The organism is Lysinibacillus sp. NPDC096382 (assembly GCF_044762845.1).
Taxonomy (GTDB): domain Bacteria; phylum Bacillota; class Bacilli; order Bacillales_A; family Planococcaceae; genus Lysinibacillus.
Genome location: NZ_JBIWFC010000002.1, coordinates 116042 through 131638, shown reverse-complemented (window position 1 = coordinate 131638; position 15597 = coordinate 116042). Strand labels below are relative to the sequence as shown.

The following is a 15597-nucleotide window of genomic DNA, read 5'->3' as shown; positions in this document are numbered from 1 at the left end:
TTCTGTGCGAAAGCGTAGCGTCAGCAACAATTGTTTTCTGTGCGAAAGCGTAGCGTCAGCAACAATTGTTTTCTGTGCGAAAGCGTAGCGTCAGCAGCAATTAGTTTCTGTGCGAAAGCGTAGCGTCAGCAGCAAAGCGCACAGTTGGAACCGAAATCAATCCCACGTTATGGTATAGTTAGAATGAAAAGGAGGAATAACTATGACACAATCAAAAGCAAAAAAGAAGCGCTCGTATATTAAGCGTACGGAAGGAAAAGACGTTGAGAAAAATCGTCAGTTCTCCCCTTTCAGTACACATGAACGTGTAACGAAAACTAAAAAAGAGAACCTTGAACAAAATTTTACAAAACATAGAAAACACAACCACACAGAGGATGATTAGTGGTTGTGTTTTGCTTGTAATGAGACATCTTGATGTCTAAATGTAATAAGCTTTGGAATAAAGTGCAATGGATATAGTAAAAGAAAAAGGTTAGGTATCCACCACATAAGATCAAAATCAAGCTTTATTGTCCAAAAAGCAATCGCCTGTAATCCTGAGCAAAATGTTAATGCTAGAGATAATAAGGCAAATGCTCTCCACTTTTCATTTTTCACTTTAAAAAGGTAGAGACTTATAAAGCCAGTAACTGAAATTAAAATATCTAGCGGGAAGAACGACCATTTCCATATTACTAATAATTCATTTTGATAATCCTGATATAAATACTCTTCTGGGATCAAATGGAAAAAAGTGACTAGCCAATAGAGTATAAAAAAGAAATCGGTAACTAAAAATATTAATCTTAAAGCTTTACTCATTTACAACCCCCATTTAGTTTTCTTCATAAACGGTTTCTTTAAGAATTCCATGCATAAAAATGTCTACCATTTCCTGCATTGCATCTTGAAGTGAAATCATATATCTGTTTATCGATCCATGTTCCATCAATCGATAAAGCCTTCCAATATAGACTTCTATAAATATCCCTTTATTAAAGACACGTATTTTTTTTGTGGCAATCCCTTCATCTAGTAGCGAAAAGATACCTGTCCATTGTTCATGAATAAATTGATCGAGTGTTTCCCATTGCTTAGGATAATAGCGTTGAAGCTCCTCTAAATATTTGAGTTGAGCAAATTGAAAATCTGCTGGAATGAGTACAAGACATTTCTGTAGTTTTTCTAATAGATTTAAAGTTGAATCATGCAGTATTTCTTCCTCTTTCATCTTCAGTTCATCTATTGCAAGAAGGCTATCGTGATTCTACAATTTTTATCAGCGATGTTTGATGTTTTATCAGCGATTCTAGCTCTTTTATCAGCGATATTTGATGCTTTTTCAGCGATTCTAACTCTTTTATCAGCGATATTCGAGGCTTTATCAGCGATTCTGATACTTTTAACAAAAACACAGCTGCTCTTTAAAAGAACAACTGCGTTATTTGCTATAAATTATAAAATGTTGTCGTATTTCTTGTAATGATACGCGCCGCTTCCTCAGCTGTAAGACCCTTTATCGAAGCGATAACCTCGATGGAATGATCCATCATCCAAGGAGATGTTCGTTTATTGTCAAATTGACCTTCGAACGGCCATGGTCCATCTGTTTCTACCATCATCAGCTCAATTGGGTATTTTTTGATAAGTTGTTGAATCTTAGTCTCATACGTACAATCAGGCGTGACCGAAATGAAATATCCATTAGAAATCATCCGTTCAATCACTTCCTCATCTCCTTTAAACCAATGAAAATGCGCTTTCGTTACTTGATGTTTTCCTAGTAAATCGCAAACAATCGCCGCATCTTCGTACACCGCATGTAATACAATCGGTTTATTTAATTCCTTCGCCAATACGATAAACTGTTCTAACAATGCCACATACGGACGAACATCTATCGCCTTCTCCTGCCTCAAATAATAAGGCAAGCCTACCTCGCCGATTGCCACCATTTCATGAGCATGTTGGCGTATCCACTCAAATAATGCATCTTCCTCCGTTTCACTTGGTAACGGTTGTTCAGGATGAAAACCAAATGCTGCTTTTACTTTTGCATAGGTTTTCGTTAGCTTCCATGTCTTCTCGCACGATGAAAGATTCATGCTAACGGCAATGACATGTTCAGCTTCTTCTAGCAAAGTTGGAATGTCGTGTTCCTTATACTGATCTAAATGAATATGTGCATCAATCAACATTCGCATCACCCTTCTCTTCTTTTAAATACGTGAATAACTGTTGCTTCAATGCCGTAAATGTAGCGGAATGGCGAATTTCTTCTTGGCGTGGCCTTGCAAAAGGTACGATTATTTCCTTTTTAATCATTGCTGGCCGTTTCGTGAGCACAATGATACGATCCGCTAAAAAGAGAGCTTCCTCGATACTGTGTGTTACGAACAATATCGATTTTCGATCTTTCTCCCAAATCGATAAAAGCCAAGCCTGCATTTCAAGCCTTGTAAATTCATCAAGTGCAGAAAACGGCTCATCTAAGCATAAAATGGGCTTATTACTGACAATTGCGCGAATAAATGATACCCGCTGTTGCATACCACCCGACAGCTCATTAGGATACGCATTTTCAAACGCCGCCAGCCCCACATTATCTAACCACTCCTTGGCAAGCTCAATATTTGGTTTGCGATGAAGCTCCTCGACAATCGCAACGTTTTCTACTATCGTACGCCATGGTAGTAAGCAGGGCTGCTGAGGCATATAGGCGATCGTTCCTCTTTTTTGTTGGATATCTGTACCGTTTAATAAAATAGCTCCCTTATCAATAGAAGAGACACCACCAATTAATTGAAAGAGTGTGCTTTTACCACTGCCTGACGGTCCGATAATCGCCACAAATTCCCCGTCCTTGACCTCAAATGATAAATCGCGAATAACCGGAAGAGCATTAAAGGATTTATCAATGTTTTGAATGCTTAGCATAGATTCCTCTCCCCTTCACAACAAGTTTTTCTAATAATCGAATAGCACTAAATAATAGTAAACTTAAAAAAATGATGGCAAAAATCGCTACAAACACGCGATCCGTTCGAAATGATGATTGCGCCAATGTCATATAGACGCCAATCCCCATTTTCGCACCTAACCATTCTGCAATGACAGCTCCCATAACACTATACGTCGCCGCAATCTTAATGCCTGAAAAAATCGACGGGTACGCATATGGCCATTCAAGTTTCCAAAAGGTTTGTGATTTAGTTGCCCCAATCATTTCAAAATAATGTTTCAGCTCAGGTGAGGTTTGACGGAAGCCATCCATTGCCGAAATAACAATCGGGAAAAAGCACACCAGACAAATAATAATGAGCTTTGGCAATAAACCAAAGCCAAACCAAATAATTAAGAGCGGTGCTAGAACGAGCACCGGGACATTTTGTGACATAATAAGAATAGGATAAAATAGCTCCCGCACAAACGTAAAACGATGTAATAGCACAGCAACCGTTAGTCCACACACTATTCCAATGGCAAGGCCTAGAAATGCTAATTGAACAGTCGCTATAGCATGTGGCACAAACGTCTTATACGATTGAAAGCCTTCTTTCAAAATGGCACTTGGTGTAGGCAATAGCCAATGTGGTACGTCTGCAAAACGGACAATAAGTTCCCATATGAATAAGAGGAAGGCGATAAAAATTATCGTCCTTCCTTGTTTGAAAGCCTGCCTCATTACTTGTATTTCTCCGTTAGTGTATTCATTGTAATACCAGATGGCTGATATAAAATTTTCACTTGCGTAATGACATTAATAGCACCAAGCTCAATCATCTTGTCATTCATTTTTTCAATGATTTGTAGTAAAGTCGATAGCTCACCTTCCATTGTCGTTTCTAATGGATGAACTTCATATTTCACCCCTGATGCGTCGATAACCGTAATCGCTGCATCGACAAACGGGATCACATCCTCATATGTTTCAGTTTTCGGGATAATTTGTACACTTATTAATGAGTTTGCCATGTTACTTTGTCTCCTTTTTCGGTAAAAAGTCGTTTGTATATGCTTGTTTTGCGTTAAATTCGCCCTCTAAAACTTTGTTGTCCGCCATCCATTTCGCGTAATTTCCCCAGACAGCTAGCTTTTGCTCGCCCCATTGTGCAGCGTCATCTTGATATTTATCTGCTAGCCATTCCTGACTTTTATGCACAAGGTTTTTATCTAAATCAGGTACTGCTTCTAGTAAAATATTTGCCGCTTCATTAGGGTGTTTTATCGCATATTCATAGCCCTTTGCTGTAGCAGCGACAAATGCTTTTACCGTTTCAGGATTATCTTTAATCATTTTTTCATTTGTAGCAAGTACAGGTGTGTAATAATCTAACTGATCACTATAATCTGTTAAATATAGCATGTTCAGTTTTTCGCCACGCAGTTCTGCTTCTATACCTGTCCATGCATAATAAATCCACGCAAAATCAATATCTTTTTTCATCATTGTGAAGAAATCTATATCGCCTGCATTGACAATATCTAATTTATTAATATCTGCATTTTTTGTTTGCATTAGTGATTGCAGTACTGCCTTTTCAAGTGGCGCCCCCCAGCCACCGTATGTTTTACCTTCAAAATCCTTCGGTGAAGTAATGCCTTTTGATGCAATGGATGCGAAGCCAGAAGTATTATGTTGAATAATCGCCGCGATCGATACTAAAGGTACATCTTGCACACGTGCCTGTGTAATCCCTTCCTGATAACTTACGCCAAACTGAGCCTTGCCAGACGCCACAAGCTGATCTGCTCCCGCTTCGCCTGGTAATATTATATCTACATCTAAGCCCTGTTCCTTAAAGAAGCCAAGTTTTTCCGCTACATATAAACCGGTATGATTTGTGTTCGGTGCCCAATCTAGGACAACCGATACTTTTGTTAATCCTTTAGTATCCTTTTTAGCCTCTTTTTCGCTACAGCCCACTAATGTGAAAAGTGCAGCCATTAGGACCAATAACCATTTTTTCATGCTCAATCCTCCAAGTAAGTAGTGTGAAATGTTCATGAATGAATGTCTTTACCAGAAGAAAGCGTTCACGGTCTGTGTATACAACAAAAGTCTGAAAACAAAAAACGCCCAGGATTCCTCCCAGACGTTTTACAATCAATATCAAAAACTTTCTTTTTGAATAGATGTTCCCTACGCTGGTACGAGCCAAATCAGGTTCAAAGGGTCAGTGTCTATCGGACACAATCTCAGCTGGCAACACCAGCCCCCCTACATTCTTTCCATATGAACTTTTCGTGATTATTATACCCATATCTATCCGGAAATGACAAGGCTCTATTTGCCGAAAGCGCTGCTAATTTAATTTTAAAGCTCCATGCCTTCCTTCAATTCCTTTTGTTGAATAACCGCAATGTCCTTTTCTTTGTAAAAATCATCTTCGGGAGTGCTAGGTAAACATACACAAAACCCTTCAACGGAGAATCTAAATGGAACCTAGACTTACTAATGATGAAAAAAAGAAAAGAAAAAGATTTGCCATTCTAAACGCCGCAATTAAATTATATAGTGAGAATGGTTTTGCAGAGACCAAAGTAGCGGACATAGCAAAGGAAGCAGGAGTTAGTTTTGGCACCGTATTTACGTATTTTAATTCCAAAGAAGAGCTTTATGAATCGGCAATATTGGAGCCCCTGGAGGAAATCAAACCATATTTTATTGAAATAGATGAACACTTTAAAAGTGATCCTCTTGAAGTAATTAAGGAAATGATAGATTGTCATGTGCAACTTTTTGCAACGAGAAGTGAATACCTACGTTTAATTCAACAGGATCTTGCAAGACCTGATCGATTTCCAAAGCTTTTTAAAGAACTAGATGATTTTGTAAAATTATTTATAGACTGTATTTATCCAGTTATTGAAGCTGGGCAAATGCTTGGTTACTTTTATGAAGAATCACCTTCATTAATTGCTGAGTCGTACTTATCCATCTTAAACGGAATGCGTTTAACGTTTATTGATGAATATACAAACATGGTATGGAAGGATATAACGAGACAAGCCCTTAGATTATTCGGACCTATCTCTAATACTTAAACCTTCTCCATCCTACACCCATACTCTATAAAATTAGGAAATTCAATTTTTGATCTACATGGTAAATAGATGATTCCCTTTTTGACACTATTACAGGCCAAGAACCTAAGAAACCATTACTTCCTTTGAGTGCAGTGAGCGCTGGACTCTTGTTACAGGAATGTTGATCTTCTCTATATGTTTTAGTGTATTTGCTTCTTCAAATAGCGTGTTGTTTCTTTTTGTTGCCTTGTTTATTGGAACAATTGGTGAACTGATGTATGTCCCTATAAAATAGGCAATGATAGGAGAACTTGCCCCATCAAACGCTCGTAGCATTTATATGGCTTTTAATAGCTTGACTACCTACGGAGCAATAATTGTATCTTCGCTATTAATTATCATTGGAGAGTGTATTCGCCCTTTATATATGAGCGGATTACTCCTTATTCTAGGATTAACTGATACATTTTTGTACTACATAATAACAAAATCGCTATACGCTAAAGAAATTGAAGGAAATGAAAGAAAAGTACCTGTTTCTTTTTAAAGATTGTCTTTCCATTAATCGATCAAACCAGATTTCAACTGACTTTATCATTATGTAAAGCATCATACAATCCTCCCGTATATATGTTAGACAAAGAACCCACTTATTGGTTTCAATTAGCTAAAAAAAGCCCAGCTCTCTATAGAGCATGGGCTAGTCATGTTATTTCTCTTCTTTTTTGACCGTAAAGACATGTGAGATGGCACCGTCTGTAGCTATATCTACTTTAAAGGAGCCATTAGAATGGCGATCTGCTCGAGTTAATGCTTGTACATCAAGGATCTCTTGCACACCTTTTTCCATCTCAATCGTTAACTGTTCCTCATCTGTAACCTTTACTACAGCCACGATACGATGTGGGTTCGCTTTTAATTCTGTTAACACTTTTAAGCCGCGTTTTGCACGACTCGTCATCTCTACTTCGGCAACATTCATTTTTTTCACCGCACCGCGATGTGTCACAATCGCAACATACGCAGTGGCATTTGGCGGTAAAACATTGATGCCAACTAATGCTTCTCCGTCTTTCAGCGTAATCCCTTTAACACCGCCTGTTTTAACACCCGTTACTGGCAATTCCTCTATTGGGAAACGAATAGCATAGGCAGTATCTGTCGTTAACAGTAGTTCTACTTCGTCTGTCACGATACCTGCAAAAATCATTTCATCGCCTGACTTAACATTCATCGTTTTGATCGGTTTCGAATAGCGTGTAACAGCATAATCTGCTACAGGTGAGCGTTTAATTTGTCCATCTTTCGTAGCTGTTAAAATATACGTATTGGCCTGTTCGAAAGTCTCAAAACCGTATACAGCAATAATAGATTCATCTTTCCCTGTCGGTACAATACTAGAAATATGCTGACCAAGATCCTTCCAACGAATATCAGGTAGTTCATGGACAGGCTGATAAATATAATTGCCTCGATTTGTAAACAGCAGTAGATGATGCTGTGTATTTAAGTTTGCTTCATATAATAAATAATCGGAATCCTTCATCGCAAAATCCTGACCATTCGAAGCTGCATGTGAACGTGTAGATGTACGCTTAATATAGCCATCTTTTGTGACAGTCACTACGACCTCTTCACTTGGGACAAGGACATCTAACGTAATTTTGATTTCTTCAATTTCTTGTTCGATTTTTGAACGACGTGGCTCTGCAAAACGCTTTTTAATGTCAAGTAGTTCCTGTTTAATAACACGTACAAGCTTTGCTTCACTATTAAGAATACCTTCAAGCTTAGCAATCAATTTATTTAATTCTTCCTGTTCAGCACGCAATTCCGTAATATCCGTATTTGTTAAACGGTATAATTGCAAGCTAACGATTGCCTCTGATTGCACTTCTGTAAAGTCAAACTTCACCTGTAAATTCGTTTTCGCATCTCGTTTATCATTAGAAGAACGAATCGTTGCAATGACTTCATCTAAAATGGACAGTGCCTTGATCAAGCCATCAACAATATGCGAACGATCTTTTGCCTTTTGCAAATCATAAATGGAACGGTTCGTCACGACTTCCTTTTGATGGGCAATATAAGAATCCAGTAACAATGGCAATGTCATCATTGTCGGACGACGATTATGGATAGCAATCATATTAAAATTATAAGCTACTTGTAAATCAGTTGTTTTGAACAAATAGTTTAAAATTCCTTGTCCAGGAACATCTTTTTTCAGTTCAATGACAACACGTAGGCCTGTACGATCCGATTCATCACGAATTTCCGCAATTCCTTCAAGTCGTTTATCGACACGTTGCTCATCGATCTTCTTCACAAGATTTGCTTTATTAACATCGTACGGTAATTCCGTAATAACAATTTGCTCCTTGCCACCTTTAATTGGCTCAACGACTGCTTGCGCACGCACAATGATTTTACCGCGTCCTGTTTCGTATGCTTTTTTAATGCCATCGACACCTTGAATGATCCCACCTGTTGGGAAATCAGGCCCTTTAATAACGGTCATTAAATCATCGACAGTGGTATTTGGGTTATCTAAACGCATAAGAACACCGTCTAGCACCTCATCAAGTGCGTGAGGTGGGATATCTGTCGCATAACCGGCCGAAATACCAGTTGAGCCGTTGACTAGTAAGTTCGGGAAACGAGCTGGTAAAACAGTTGGCTCCATATCCTGATCATCGAAGTTCGGTACAAGTTCAACTGTTTTCTTGCCAATATCGCGTAGCATCTCCTCTGCAATAGCAGAGAGCCTTGCCTCGGTATAACGCATCGCTGCCGGTGGGTCACCATCAACAGAACCGTTATTCCCATGCATTTCAATGAGCATATGACGCGCTTTCCAATCCTGACTCATACGCACCATAGCTTCATATACTGAACTATCACCATGAGGATGATAGTTACCGATAACATTACCGACAGTTTTTGCTGATTTACGGAAGGGTTTATCGTTCGTATTGCCCTCTGTAAACATCGCATATAAAATACGTCGTTGCACAGGCTTAAGACCGTCACGTGCATCAGGCAACGCGCGGTCTTGAATAATATATTTACTATAGCGACCAAAACGGTCACCCATAACTTCTTCTAAAGGTAAATCTTGAAATTTTTCCGTACTACTCATGCTTGGTCCTCCTCCTGTTGGATGAATTCATTGTCTAAAATATTTGAATCATCCTCCATACCGAAGTCTACATTAGCTTCGATCCATTTACGGCGCGGCTCTACTTTATCGCCCATTAAAGTTGTCACACGTCTTTCAGCACGTGCACCATCCTCGATCGTCACACGAATTAATGTACGTGTTTCAGGGTTCATTGTCGTATCCCACAGCTGGTCAGCATTCATCTCACCAAGCCCTTTATAACGTTGTAATATGTAACCCTTTCCAACTTTTTTAATGGCCGCTTGTAAGTCATTTTCAGTCCAAGCATATTCAATCACTTCTTTTTTACCAGTGCCTCTTGATATTTTATAAAGTGGTGGTAATGCGATAAATACCTTTCCAGCTTCAATCAATGGTCGCATATAACGATAGAAGAACGTTAACAGCAGCACTTGAATATGCGCTCCGTCAGTATCAGCATCGGTCATAATAACGACTTTGTCATACGCTGAATCCTCGACAGAGAAATCTGTTCCGACGCCAGCACCAATGGCATGGATAATCGTTGAAATCTCTTCATTTTTCATAATATCCTGCAGCTTTGCTTTTTCTGTATTAATAACTTTACCACGTAAAGGTAAAATCGCTTGGAACGTACGATCTCGCCCTTGTTTTGCAGAGCCACCTGCAGAGTCACCTTCGACTAAATACAGCTCGTTTTTCGCTGCATTTCGAGATTGTGCAGGCGTTAATTTTCCAGAAAGAATGGTACTGGCTTTTTTGCTCTTCTTGCCGTTTCGGGCATCTTCACGTGCTTTACGAGCCGCTTCACGTACTTGCTGGGCACGAATAGCTTTACGAACAAGAGATGCAGACAATTCTGCATTTTCCTCAAGCACATATAAAATTTGCTCCGAAACAACACTATCTACTGCCGAGCGTGCCTCACTCGTACCAAGCTTGCCCTTCGTCTGACCCTCAAATTGTAGTAAATGCTCTGGTATACGAACAGAAACAATCGCCGCTAAGCCTTCTCGGATGTCTGTCCCTTCAAGATTTTTATCTTTATCTTTTAACAGGCCAATTTTACGTGCATATTCATTAAAAACACGTGTTAAAGCTGCCTTGGCACCTGTTTCATGTGTCCCACCATCTCGTGTACGCACATTGTTAACAAATGAAAGGATTGTTTCTGAGTATCCATCGTTGTATTGAAAGGCGAATTCAACTTCAATTTCGTCTTGGATCCCTTCCACATACTTAACAGGATGAAGGACGTCTTTCTCCTCATTCAAATACGCAACGAAAGCTTCAATGCCGTTCTCATAAAAGAAAACATCACCTTTGCCTTCCTCGCGTTCATCAATTAACTCAATTTTTAAGCCTTTTAATAAAAACGCTGACTCACGTAAACGTTCTGCAAGCGTATCATAATTGTATTTTGTTACAGAGAAAATCGTGTCATCTGGTAGAAAATGAACAAGCGTTCCTGTCTGCTTTGTTTGTCCAATTTCTTCTAATGTCGTCACAGGATGGCCACCGTTTTCAAAACGTTGTCGATATTTTTTACCATCGCGATGAATCGTAACTTCTAAAAAAGTGGATAAAGCATTAACAACAGACGAACCTACACCATGTAAGCCACCACTTGTTTTATAGCCGCCTTGTCCGAATTTACCACCGGCATGTAAGACAGTGAAGATAATCTCAGGAGTCGGTTTCCCCATCTTATGCATACCTGTTGGCATTCCTCGGCCGAAGTCTCGAACGCTGATACTTTGATCTTTATGAATAATGACAATGATATGAGAACCAAAGCCAGCCAGTGCTTCATCCACCGCATTATCGACGATTTCATATACTAGGTGATGAAGTCCACGGCCATCCGTAGAACCGATATACATGCCGGGTCGTTTTCGTACCGCTTCTAATCCTTCTAATACTTGAATGGCGTCATCATTATAGACGCTTGGTGACTGTTTATTCGTCAAAAATTTCCCCTCCAAAAAACAAACGCATGTTCTATTTATATTCTCTTCCTAATAATAATAGCATTTCCTAACAATATCTAGTGACAGGCCCAAAAAATTTTTAAAATTCCTCACAGCTTCATCGTTTTGATCTGTTTTACCGGAAGAAAAATTTGCAATAGTTGCTCCAATATGTATCATGAACTCTTCTCTTCCTTTGACGCAGGGCTATAAGTTTTAGTTGCACTGGTCATTACTTTTTTTCAAAACGATACGAATAGCTGAGGGCTTTGAACTTTCATTCAAAAGCATTTGACTATTCTCTGAAAAATATACAGGTACAGTAATAAATGGGTTTCTTCTGTCTAAAGAAATTCGTACTAGTTTACTCTAGAAATTAAAGATAGACTTCTATTCTACCAAAGGAATGGGTGATTGACAAAATTGCCTTTTTACCTATATTTTTAGAAAGGGCTTTCATGCTGCCTACATGAATCATGTCTAAAAGACAAACCTAAAATCATATACATATAAAAATCCTTGAAAAATAGTTATCTTTTGTAATGAATTCAAGATACACTTAGAAATCTCCTTCATGTCATTGTAGATTATAGAGAAAAAGTGTAGAATATTTGTTACATATTATTAGTACCAAGTGTTAATCAATGAATGAAAGGAGTCCAAATATGCTAAATGGACTTATTATTTTATGTGCTTATTTAATCGGCTCGATCCCCTCTGGATTATGGATAGGCAAAATTTTTTATAAAACTGATATTCGCCAACATGGAAGTGGTAATTTAGGTGCGACAAATACTTTTCGTATTTTAGGAAAAAAAGCAGGAATCGTCGTAACGATTATGGATGTCTTAAAAGGTACAGCAGCCGTATTACTTGTAGCTCTTCCTCTATTCTCTAATGTCTCTATCCATTCGCTATTACTTGGACTAGTAGCCGTTATTGGTCATATGTTCCCAATCTTTGCAGGTTTCCGCGGAGGGAAAGCGGTAGCAACATCAGCTGGAGTTCTCTTAGGCTATTCATGGCCTCTTTTTGTCTTATTATTTATTGCGTTTATTGTAACATTAAAAATTACAAAGATTGTAAGTTTAACTTCCATGATTGCCGCTTTAGTAGCACTTATTTATTCAATCGTTTATTATTTTGTTACAGGCGACTTTGCGTTAGGTATTTTAATAGCTTGTTTATTTACCTTTATCATTTACCGTCACCGAGCAAATATTGCACGCATTAAAAATGGTACTGAACCAAAGGTGAAATGGTTGTAACATAGAAAGGAGCATTCTAATGAATATTGTACTAACAGATGAAGCCTTACAATGGTTCAAACAAGAGATGGAAATAGAATCCGGAGATACGATTCGTTTTTATGCTAGATATGGTGGTTCCAGTCCTTTTCACGAAGGCTTTTCCCTAGGTATGACACGCGAAGAACCATTCAACATTGGTGTTAAGAAAGTTATTGACGATGTTACCTACTATATAGATGAAAAAGATTTATGGTTTTTCAATAATCACAGTTTATATGTAGATGTGGATGTTACAAATGACGAATTAAAATATGAGTATAAAAAATAAAGCAGTGTTCCCTTTCGTTTAAACGAAGGGAACACTGTTTTTTTATTTGAATCTATTCCAACCTTAGTTTATCTTCTTTCAAAGTTGTACATTCTATAGTTATGTAAAATCTTGAGGAGGAAATGAAAATGTCTATTTCTAAAATTACTGATACCTCCCAAAACAATGACCAACTGTATAGTTCTCTTTCTCAAAATTTGAAGATAATTAAAAACGCACTCGGGAATAGTAATGACCTTATCATACGAGAAATTACCATTGGAAAAGCTGAAAAATATGTTTTCGCGATCATCTACGTAGATGGCTTAACCGATAAAATAAGCATTTCTGATTCTGTAATTGATAAACTAATGCTTGATATTGAGGCAAGTGATGAAACAGAAACAGACAAGATTATTCGCTATTTAAGAGATTCTTGTTTAACAGTCGGCGATGTTAATGATATTTTCGATTTTTCAACACTGTACAATTCGATTTTGAATGGTGATACGGTCATTTTATTAGATGAATCTTCAACTGGAATTGTAACAAGTACAAAAGGTGCAAAAGATAGGGCTGTTATGGAGCCTTCAACAGAGTCGGTCATTAGAGGTCCACGGGAAGCATTTACGGAAACATTGCGTACGAATACGGCTCTGATCCGTCGGAAAATTAAAAGTCCGAATCTCTGGATCAAGTCCCGTATTGTCGGTGAAGTAACAAAAACGGATGTTGCTGTTATGTATTTAAATGACATTGCGAATGACAAAATAGTAGCGGAGGTTCTTTCCCGATTAGATCGTATTAATATTGATGGTATTTTAGAAAGCGGCTACATTGAAGATTTTATTCAAGATTCTAAAACCACCATATTCCCTACAGTTTATAATTCTGAACGACCTGATGTTATTGCTGGTGAACTATTAGACGGAAAAATTGCAATTCTAGTGGATGGTTCACCGTTTGTCCTAATTGTCCCAGCTCTATTTACATCCTTTTTACAATCTGCTGAAGATTATTATCAGCATTGGATGATTAGTACTCTTGTACGTTTATTGAGATTTTTTGGAATTGGCCTAGCCTTGATAGCGCCATCGCTTTACGTAGCGATTACCACCTTTCATCAAGAAATGCTACCAACTCCTATGTTAATAAGTATTGCATCTCAACGAGAAGGAGTCCCCTTCCCTGCCGTTGTAGAGGCACTCATAATGGAGATTGCCTTTGAGGTGTTAAGAGAAGCAGGTCTTCGAATGCCAAGAACGATTGGACCAGCCGTATCCATTGTTGGAACATTAGTGATCGGTCAAGCCGCTGTAGAAGCAGGAATTGTATCAGCTGTAATGGTCATTATTGTGGCACTTACAGCCATTTGTAGCTTTTTATTCCCTGCTTATGGCTTATCCAATACAGTTCGTGCACTTCGTTTCCCATTAATGATTTTAGCAGCAATTGTTGGATTGTATGGTGTGATGTTTGGCCTAATGATCATTCTCCTACACTTATGCAGTTTACGAACTTTCGGTGTTCCATATTTAAGTCCATTCGGGCCATTAATTTTAGACGATCAAAAAGATGCCCTTGTGTTGTTCCCACGAAGAGCATTATTGACTCGACCACGCTTAATTAGTCAAAAAAATACTGTCAGAGGTCATAAATATTTTAATATAAAAAAAAGGAATCAAAAGAATGTGTAAACGAGGAATAAACCATGTCAAAATATAAGGCAATATGTTTACTAATGATTCTTACTTTACTTTTAAGTGGTTGTTGGAGTAAGCGCGAACTCAATGAATTAGCAATTGTCGCAGCATTGGGAATAGATAAGGTAGATAATGAGTTCGAAATAACTGTTCAAGTTGTAGATCCTGGTGAAATCTCCTCCAAACAGCCTACTTCAGGACGATCACCCGTTATTACCTATCATTCAAAAGGTAAAACGGTCTTTGAGGCCATTAGAAAAATGACAACAGTAACAGCTAGAAAACTTTATTTCGCTCACCTTCAAATCGTTGTACTCGGTGATGAATTGGCAAAAGAAGGAATGGCCGAACCGTTAGATTTAGTGTCAAGAGATCATGAATTCAGAAATGATTTCGATGTCATCGTTGCTCATGACGCGACTGCCGACGAAGTTTTAAACGTATTAACACCTATCGAAAAAGTTCCAGCTAACAAATTACTGAATTCTCTTAAAACGTCAGAGAAAACTTGGGGTACAACACAATCCATTAAAATTGACGAATTAATCAATACTTTAAATAACAAAGAAACAAGTGTTGTCATGTCTGCCATTGAAATACAGGGAGATAAAAGTGCTGGAAGGGATCCATCGAATGTTAAAAAATCGAAGTCTTCTGTGCTTTTGAAGTACGCTGGCTTAGGTGTTTTTAAAGAAGATAAATTCATTGGGCTATTATCAGAAGAAGATAGTAGAAGTCTAGGTTTTTTAAAGGACAAAATAGACAGTACAATTGAAATTCTTGCTTGCCCTAAGGGAGGTACTGTATCAACAGAGATTACGCACTCAAAGACAAAAATAAAAGGTAAATTTGAAAATGGAGCTCCTAAAATCAATGTTTTTATAGATGTTAGCCAAAATGTCGGAGAAGTTGAATGTACTATAGACCTTACTAAAGAAAAATCGATTCACTACGTCAATAAAAAAACAGAAGAACTTATTAAAAAACGAATCGAAGAAACAATCAAAACAGTTCAGCAAAATTATAGGGTCGATATTTTTGGATTTGGTTCAGAACTTCATCGCACAAATCCTAAAGAGTGGAAAAAAATAAAAAAAGACTGGCTAACTATATTTCAAGACGTACCAGTTAAAGTTGAAGTACATGTGAACACACAAGGATTAGGGACGATGGAAAACTCATTAGTGAAGAAGCCGAAGGGAGAATAATC

Annotated in this window: 16 protein-coding genes and 1 riboswitch; of the genes, 7 read left to right on the top strand and 9 right to left on the bottom strand. The window is 38.0% G+C overall.

Annotated elements, in window-relative coordinates; translation table 11 throughout:
* Positions 1–202 precede the first annotated feature (202 nt).
* Positions 203–385: a hypothetical protein gene (locus tag ACIQZA_RS04420; RefSeq protein ID WP_400938439.1), complete on the top strand. Its 183-nt coding sequence runs from the start codon at positions 203–205 to the stop codon at positions 383–385.
* Here the strand turns inward: ACIQZA_RS04420 and ACIQZA_RS04415 are convergent.
* Positions 382–804 (bottom strand): YvaD family protein, encoded by a 423-nt coding sequence (locus tag ACIQZA_RS04415; protein ID WP_400938441.1) that lies wholly within the window; start codon positions 802–804, stop codon positions 382–384. The genes ACIQZA_RS04420 and ACIQZA_RS04415 overlap by 4 nt on opposite strands.
* Positions 805–817: 13 nt before the next feature.
* Positions 818–1213 carry a hypothetical protein gene (locus ACIQZA_RS04410; protein ID WP_402880599.1) on the bottom strand — a complete coding sequence of 132 codons (396 nt, stop codon included), beginning with the start codon at positions 1211–1213 and terminating at the stop codon, positions 818–820.
* A gap of 30 nt (positions 1214–1243) precedes the next feature.
* On the opposite strand from ACIQZA_RS04410, the gene ACIQZA_RS04405 reads away from it, so the two are divergent.
* Complete coding sequence (locus ACIQZA_RS04405) at positions 1244–1465, top strand: hypothetical protein (RefSeq protein ID WP_402880600.1); 222 nt, start codon at positions 1244–1246, stop codon at positions 1463–1465.
* Here the strand turns inward: ACIQZA_RS04405 and ACIQZA_RS04400 are convergent.
* From ACIQZA_RS04400 to ACIQZA_RS04380, 5 genes are read right to left on the bottom strand one after another with little or no spacing between them, the layout of a single operon-like run.
* Positions 1431–2180 carry a TatD family hydrolase gene (locus ACIQZA_RS04400; protein WP_400938446.1) on the bottom strand — a complete coding sequence of 250 codons (750 nt, stop codon included), beginning with the start codon at positions 2178–2180 and terminating at the stop codon, positions 1431–1433. The two genes, ACIQZA_RS04405 and ACIQZA_RS04400, sit on opposite strands and share 35 nt — an antisense overlap.
* Positions 2170–2919, bottom strand: coding sequence for an ABC transporter ATP-binding protein (locus ACIQZA_RS04395; protein WP_400938449.1), 750 nt, complete (start codon positions 2917–2919; stop codon positions 2170–2172). The genes ACIQZA_RS04400 and ACIQZA_RS04395 overlap by 11 nt, the downstream gene beginning before the upstream one ends.
* Positions 2897–3667: an ABC transporter permease gene (locus ACIQZA_RS04390; protein WP_400938451.1), complete on the bottom strand. Its 771-nt coding sequence runs from the start codon at positions 3665–3667 to the stop codon at positions 2897–2899. The genes ACIQZA_RS04395 and ACIQZA_RS04390 overlap by 23 nt, the downstream gene beginning before the upstream one ends.
* Positions 3667–3957, bottom strand: coding sequence for a thiamine-binding protein (locus ACIQZA_RS04385; protein ID WP_400938454.1), 291 nt, complete (start codon positions 3955–3957; stop codon positions 3667–3669). Before ACIQZA_RS04385 ends, ACIQZA_RS04390 begins: the two co-directional genes overlap by 1 nt.
* A 1-nt stretch (position 3958) precedes the next feature.
* Entirely contained in the window at positions 3959–4954 is a 996-nt protein-coding gene (locus ACIQZA_RS04380) for an ABC transporter substrate-binding protein (RefSeq protein WP_402880603.1), read from the bottom strand.
* Positions 4955–5105: 151 nt separating this feature from the next.
* A riboswitch (TPP riboswitch) is annotated at positions 5106–5215 on the bottom strand.
* Between the two features lie 206 nt (positions 5216–5421).
* Between ACIQZA_RS04380 and ACIQZA_RS04375 the strand changes: the two genes are divergently transcribed.
* Positions 5422–6030, top strand: a complete 609-nt coding sequence (locus ACIQZA_RS04375; protein ID WP_400938458.1) for a TetR/AcrR family transcriptional regulator — start codon at positions 5422–5424, stop codon at positions 6028–6030.
* A 691-nt stretch (positions 6031–6721) separates the two neighbouring features.
* Here ACIQZA_RS04375 and parC read toward each other — a convergent pair.
* Positions 6722–9154: a DNA topoisomerase IV subunit A gene (gene parC, locus ACIQZA_RS04370; RefSeq protein WP_402880604.1), complete on the bottom strand. Its 2433-nt coding sequence runs from the start codon at positions 9152–9154 to the stop codon at positions 6722–6724.
* A complete protein-coding gene (gene parE, locus ACIQZA_RS04365) occupies positions 9151–11127 on the bottom strand; it encodes a DNA topoisomerase IV subunit B (RefSeq protein ID WP_400938464.1) in 1977 nt (658 codons plus the stop codon). The genes parC and parE overlap by 4 nt, the downstream gene beginning before the upstream one ends.
* Positions 11128–11792: 665 nt before the next feature.
* Between parE and plsY the strand changes: the two genes are divergently transcribed.
* The 4 genes from plsY to ACIQZA_RS04345 all read left to right on the top strand — a co-directional run bounded on the left by plsY (position 11793) and on the right by ACIQZA_RS04345 (position 15595).
* Positions 11793–12395, top strand: coding sequence for a glycerol-3-phosphate 1-O-acyltransferase PlsY (gene plsY / locus ACIQZA_RS04360; RefSeq protein ID WP_400938467.1), 603 nt, complete (start codon positions 11793–11795; stop codon positions 12393–12395).
* Positions 12396–12414: 19 nt separating this feature from the next.
* Positions 12415–12705, top strand: coding sequence for a HesB/YadR/YfhF family protein (locus tag ACIQZA_RS04355; RefSeq protein WP_400938469.1), 291 nt, complete (start codon positions 12415–12417; stop codon positions 12703–12705).
* Positions 12706–12833: 128 nt separating this feature from the next.
* The gene (locus ACIQZA_RS04350) at positions 12834–14381 is read left to right on the top strand and encodes a spore germination protein (protein ID WP_402880607.1); all 1548 of its coding nucleotides are present in this window, start codon (positions 12834–12836) and stop codon (positions 14379–14381) included.
* 14 nt (positions 14382–14395) lie between these two features.
* A complete protein-coding gene (locus ACIQZA_RS04345) occupies positions 14396–15595 on the top strand; it encodes a Ger(x)C family spore germination protein (RefSeq protein WP_400938475.1) in 1200 nt (399 codons plus the stop codon).
* The last annotated feature ends 2 nt before the right edge of the window (positions 15596–15597 follow it).